A 4,951-nucleotide genomic window follows, 5' to 3' on the forward strand; every position below is an offset into this window, starting at 1 on the left:
GCTCGACGACGACGGCGCGGACGGCGCGGGCGACGGGGTCGGCGTGGTCGCCGCGGGGGCGGCGGGGCTCAGCGACGAGGACTTCGCGCCCGCGCGGGCGTCGTTGCGGTAGAAGCCGGAGCCCTTGAACACCACGCCCACGGACGAGAAGACCTTGCGCAGGCGCCCCTCGCACTCGGGGCAGACGCTCAGCGAGTCGTCGCTGAACGACTGCACGATCTCGAAGGCGTGACCGCACGCCGTGCAGGCGTAGGCGTAGGTGGGCACTGAAGGTCTCCTGGCAGCTGATGAAGGTCTGGCACTCGCATCGTCCGAGTGCCAATCGTAACCGCTGGCACGCGCGGGACATTCCGCCCTGTGCCGCGGGTGTGCTGCGGCGGTCGGAGCGCGGCGGGCGAAGTACCCTCCGAAGCGTGTCTCGTGCTCACCTCGTCCGACTCTCCCTCGCCACCGTCGCGGTGGTGGTCGCCGTCGCGCTCGTGGCGACCCTGGTGCTCGTCTTCGTCGTGGTGCGGCGCCCGCTCCCGGAGGTCTCGGGCGAGCAGCAGCTGCCGGGGCTGGACGCCGAGGTGACGGTCACGCGGGACGACCGGGGCGTGCCGACGATCACGGCGACGACCGCGCAGGACCTCTTCAAGGCGCAGGGCTACGTCGCCGCGCAGGACCGGTTCTTCGAGATGGACTACCGCCGGCACGTGACGGCGGGGCGGCTCTCGGAGCTGGTGGGCCAGAACGCGGACGCGCTGGAGGCGGACAAGGTCGTCCGGACCTTCGGCTGGCGCCGGGTGGCCGAGCAGGAGTGGGACCTGCTGGAACCGTCCACCCGGGACGCCCTGCAGGCCTACGCCGACGGCGTGAACGCGTACCTCGACGGCAAGGACCCGGGCGCGCTCGCCGTCGAGTACAGCGTGCTCGGTCGGCAGGTGACCGTGCGGGCGCCCGAGAAGTGGGATCCCGTCGACTCGCTCGCATGGCTCAAGGCGATGGCGTGGGACCTGCGCGGCAACTACGACGAGGAGCTGGCGCGCGCGGCCTCGTTCTCGTCGGTGGGGGACATCGCGCGGGTCGACGAGCTGTTCCCGACCTACCCGCAAGACCTGAACCAGCCCATCCTGAGCGCCGCGGACCTGCCAGTGACTGCCGCGCAGAGCACGAGCGCGCCGGCGACGATGCTCGACCTGGACGACACGGACCTGCAGGCGGCGATCGCCTCGGCGAGCGCGGCCCTCGCGGCGGTCCCGCACCTGATGGGCGACGGTGAGGGCGTCGGCTCCAACTCGTGGGTGGTCTCCGGCKACCTGACCAAGTCGGGCAAGCCGCTGCTGGCCAACGACCCGCACCTCGGCATCTCGGCGCCCGGCATCTGGGAGCAGGTCGGCCTGCGCTGCGCCGACGTCACCGCGGACTGCCCGTACGACGTCTCGGGCTTCGCGTTCGCGGGGATGCCGGGCGTCGTCATCGGGCACAACGCCAAGCTCGCCTGGGGCCTGACCAACCTGGGCGCCGACGTGACCGACTTCTTCCTCGAGCGGGTCGACGGCAGCACGAGCCAGGTCGACGGGGGCGTCGCGCCGATCACGGAGCGCACCGAGACCATCCACGTCAACGGCGCCGACGACGTCAAGCTGACCGTCCGCGAGTCGATCCACGGGCCGATCGTGTCCGACGTCCTCGACCTGGTCGGAGTCGGCACCGCGCCGGTCCCCGACGGCGCACCGGGCCGGCGCTTCGAGGTCGCGCTGTCGTGGACCGCCCTGCAGCCGGGCCGGACGATGGACGCGGTGCTGGCGATGGACGTCGCGTCGAACTCCGACGACATCCAGGACGCGGCCGCCCTGTTCGACGTGCCGTCGCAGAACATCGTGTTCGCGACGACGGACGGGCACATCGGCTACCAGGCGCCGGGCCGCATCCCGGTGCGCGCGAACGTCCCCGGCGGCCCGGTCCCGTCGAACGGCACCTGGCCGCGGCCGGGCTGGGACAGCCGGTACGACTGGACGGGGTTCGTCGACGCCGCCGACATGCCCCGCACGATCGACCCGCCCGAGGGGTACATCGTCACCGCGAACCAGGCCGTCGCGCCCGCCGGGATGGGCCCGTTCCTCACGGCCGACTGGGACTACGGGTACCGCGCTCAGCGCATCCGCGACCTGCTCGGCACCGACACGGCCGACCACGCGGTCACCGTCGCCGACATGAGCCGGATCCAGTTCGACCAGCACAGCCCGTACGCGGACGTGCTGGTCCCCGTGCTGCTCTCACTGCACATCGACGACTCGTTCTACGACGACGGCCAGGAGCTGCTGCGGACGTGGGACCGGGTGCAGTCGCCCGACTCGGCGGCGGCTGCCTACTTCTCGGCGGTCTGGGCCGACGTGCTCAAGGCGGCCTTCGCGGACGACCTGCCCAAGGGCTACGGCCCGGACGGCTCCTCGCGCTGGCTCGACGTGGTCCGCCGTCTGATCGACCAGCCCAACTCCCCGTGGTGGGACGACAAGACGACGCCGGGCGTGGTCGAGGGACGCGACGAGGTGCTCACGCGGGCGATGGTCGCGGCCCGCCGGCAGCTCACCGCGCAGCTGGGCCGCGAGGCGACGGACTGGCGCTGGGGGCAGCTGCACACGGCCGCGCCCGAGCACCCCGTGCTGGGCGGACCGTCGGTCCCGTCGGTGATCCGCGAGCTGGTGAACCCGGAGCCGGTCGCGGTCGGCGGCGGTTCGTCCATCGTCGACGCCACCGCGTGGGACGCCAGCTCCGGCTCGTTCGACGTCACCGCCGCCCCGTCCATGCGGATGGTGGTGGACCTCGGGGACCTGGACGCGTCGACGTGGGTCACGCTCACCGGCACCTCCGGCCACCCGGCGAGCGTGCACTACGCCGACCAGCTGGGCCCGTGGTCGCGGGGCGAGACCTTCCCCTGGCCGTTCACGCAGGCGGCGACCGAGGCCGACGTCCGGGACCGGCTGACGCTCACCCCGTGATGCGGTGCCACTCCAGCGGGGTGGCGACCGCGTCGACCAGGCGGTCGTGGCGCTCGCGCGGCAGCGGGCGGCTGTCGGCGTCGTAGAGCTCCTCGGGGAAGACGAGGGCGACCACGGGCACGCCCGGACGCAGGTGCTCGAGCGCCCGGTCGTACCAGCCGCCACCCTGCCCGAGGCGGGCGCCGGTGGTGTCGACGGCCAGGGCCGGGGCGATGACGACGTCGGCGTCGGCCAGCGCCGGAGCGCCGAGGGTCTGGCCGCCCGGCTCGGGCGGGCGGCCGGGGGCGCGCTCGCGCAGGTCGTCGGGACCCGCGTACTCGGCCCAGTCGCGCTGCAGGCCGCTGCCCAGCACGGGCATGAGGACCCGGACGCCGCGCGCGGCGAGCGCCTCGAGCAGGGGGCCCGTGCCGGGCTCGGTCACGCGCGACGCGTACACGGACACGCAGCCGGCGTCGATCACGGCCGGGATGGTCAGCACCACGTCGGCCAGGGCGTGGGCGGCCTCGTCGCGCAGGCGGACGGACCGGGACTTGCGGGCGTCGCGGATCGCGGTGCGCAGCCGCTCCTTGACGTCCTCGACCTCGTCCCCCTCGGACACGCGCGGATACGGCTGGGCGACGCTGCTCATGGGAACAGTGTCGCCCACGCGGAGACGCCCCGGCGACGTCCCGGGGGATCGGGTGTGAACACTTCCGGGTGGTGACGTACGCCACTGCGCACCCCCGACACGCGCGACTAAGGTCCCGACATGACGATCCACAAGGCAGTCATTCCCGCCGCGGGCCTGGGGACCAGGTTCCTGCCCGCCACGAAGTCGACGCCCAAGGAGATGCTCCCGGTGGTGGACAAGCCGGCCATCCAGTACGTCGTCGAGGAGGCCGTGAAGGCCGGGCTCGACGACGTCCTGCTCATCACGGGCCGCTCCAAGCGCACCCTCGCGGACCACTTCGACGCCGTGCCGGAGCTCGAGGCGGCGCTCGAGGCGAAGGGCGACCTCGAGCGGCTGGCCAAGGTCCGGGAGTCCACCGACCTGGGGCACGTGCACTTCGTCCGGCAGGGGCAGCCCAAGGGGCTCGGGCACGCGGTCCTGCAGGCCAAGCACCACGTCGGGCATGAGCCGTTCGCGGTGCTGCTGGGCGACGACCTGATCGACGAGCGCGACGAGCTGCTGAGCACCATGCTCGCCCTGCAGGAGCGGACGGGCGGCTCGGTCATCGCGCTGCTGGAGGTGCCGCCCGCGCAGATCTCGATGTACGGGTGCGCGGCGGTGGAGGCGTTCGACGGGGCCGACGACGCGGACCAGGTGAAGATCACCGGTCTCGTCGAGAAGCCCGCGGCCGACGAGGCCCCGAGCAACCTGGCGATCATCGGTCGCTACGTGCTGCACCCGGCCGTGTTCGAGGTGCTCGAGAACACCGAGCCGGGCCGCGGCGGCGAGATCCAGCTGACGGACGCCCTCGCCACCCTGGCGGACCTGCCGGCGTCCGAGGGCGGCGGCGTGTACGGCGTCGTGTTCCGCGGCCGGCGGTACGACACCGGCGACCGGCTGGACTACCTCAAGGCCGTCGTCCAGATCGCGGTCGACCGTCCGGATCTGGGCCCGGACTTTCGTGCCTGGTTGACCGACTTCGCGGAGTCGCTGACGGACTGACCCGCCGGGCGGGGCAGAATGCGCGCATGAGATCGGTCCAGGACCACCTCGCGGCAGTGCTCGCCGCCGTCGGGCCGGTCGCGCCCCTCGACGTCGTGCTGCACGACGCCGTGGGCTGCATCCTCGCCGCGGACGTCGTCGCGACCCACGACCTGCCCGCCTTCGCGGTCGCCTCCCGGGACGGGTACGCGGTCGCCGCGCACGACACGGCCGGCGCCGGCTACTCCAGCGTGCAGGCGCTGCCGGTCGCGCACGACGTGCGCCCCGGGCCCGGCGGTCCGCTGCGGCTGGTCCCCGGCACCGCCGTGCGGATCGCGTC

General features: G+C 73.4%; 4 protein-coding genes and 1 pseudogene. 3 read left to right on the top strand and 2 right to left on the bottom strand.

From position 1 onward, the window contains the following. The coding region (locus ACXJKG_RS19315; protein WP_456847349.1) for an FmdB family zinc ribbon protein at positions 1–267 on the bottom strand (267 nt) is incomplete at its 3' end. 146 nt (positions 268–413) lie between these two features. Between ACXJKG_RS19315 and ACXJKG_RS19320 the strand changes: the two genes are divergently transcribed. Beyond that, a complete protein-coding gene (locus ACXJKG_RS19320; protein ID WP_456847350.1) occupies positions 414–2,981 on the top strand; it encodes a penicillin acylase family protein in 2,568 nt (855 codons plus the stop codon). Here the strand turns inward: ACXJKG_RS19320 and ACXJKG_RS19325 are convergent. After that, the gene (locus ACXJKG_RS19325; protein WP_456847351.1) at positions 2,971–3,609 is read right to left on the bottom strand and encodes a 5-formyltetrahydrofolate cyclo-ligase; all 639 of its coding nucleotides are present in this window, start codon (positions 3,607–3,609) and stop codon (positions 2,971–2,973) included. The genes ACXJKG_RS19320 and ACXJKG_RS19325 overlap by 11 nt on opposite strands. A 120-nt stretch (positions 3,610–3,729) precedes the next feature. Between ACXJKG_RS19325 and galU the strand changes: the two genes are divergently transcribed. Both galU and ACXJKG_RS19335 read left to right on the top strand, forming a co-directional pair. Beyond that, positions 3,730–4,632 (top strand): UTP--glucose-1-phosphate uridylyltransferase GalU, encoded by a 903-nt coding sequence (galU, locus tag ACXJKG_RS19330; RefSeq protein ID WP_456847352.1) that lies wholly within the window; start codon positions 3,730–3,732, stop codon positions 4,630–4,632. Positions 4,633–4,658: 26 nt separating this feature from the next. Next, positions 4,659–4,951 (top strand): annotated as a pseudogene (locus tag ACXJKG_RS19335) (gephyrin-like molybdotransferase Glp); the annotation flags it as partial.

The sequence above is a fragment of the Cellulomonas sp. P5_C6 genome (genome assembly GCF_054049635.1).

What these genes read in the sequence shown, in the direction of transcription:
- ACXJKG_RS19325 (WP_456847351.1), bottom strand. Translation starts at nt 3,609, where the DNA reads ATGAGCAGCGTCGCCCAGCCGTATCCGCGCGTGTCCGAGGGGGACGAG.
- galU (WP_456847352.1), top strand. Translation starts at nt 3,730, where the DNA reads ATGACGATCCACAAGGCAGTCATTCCCGCCGCGGGCCTGGGGACCAGG.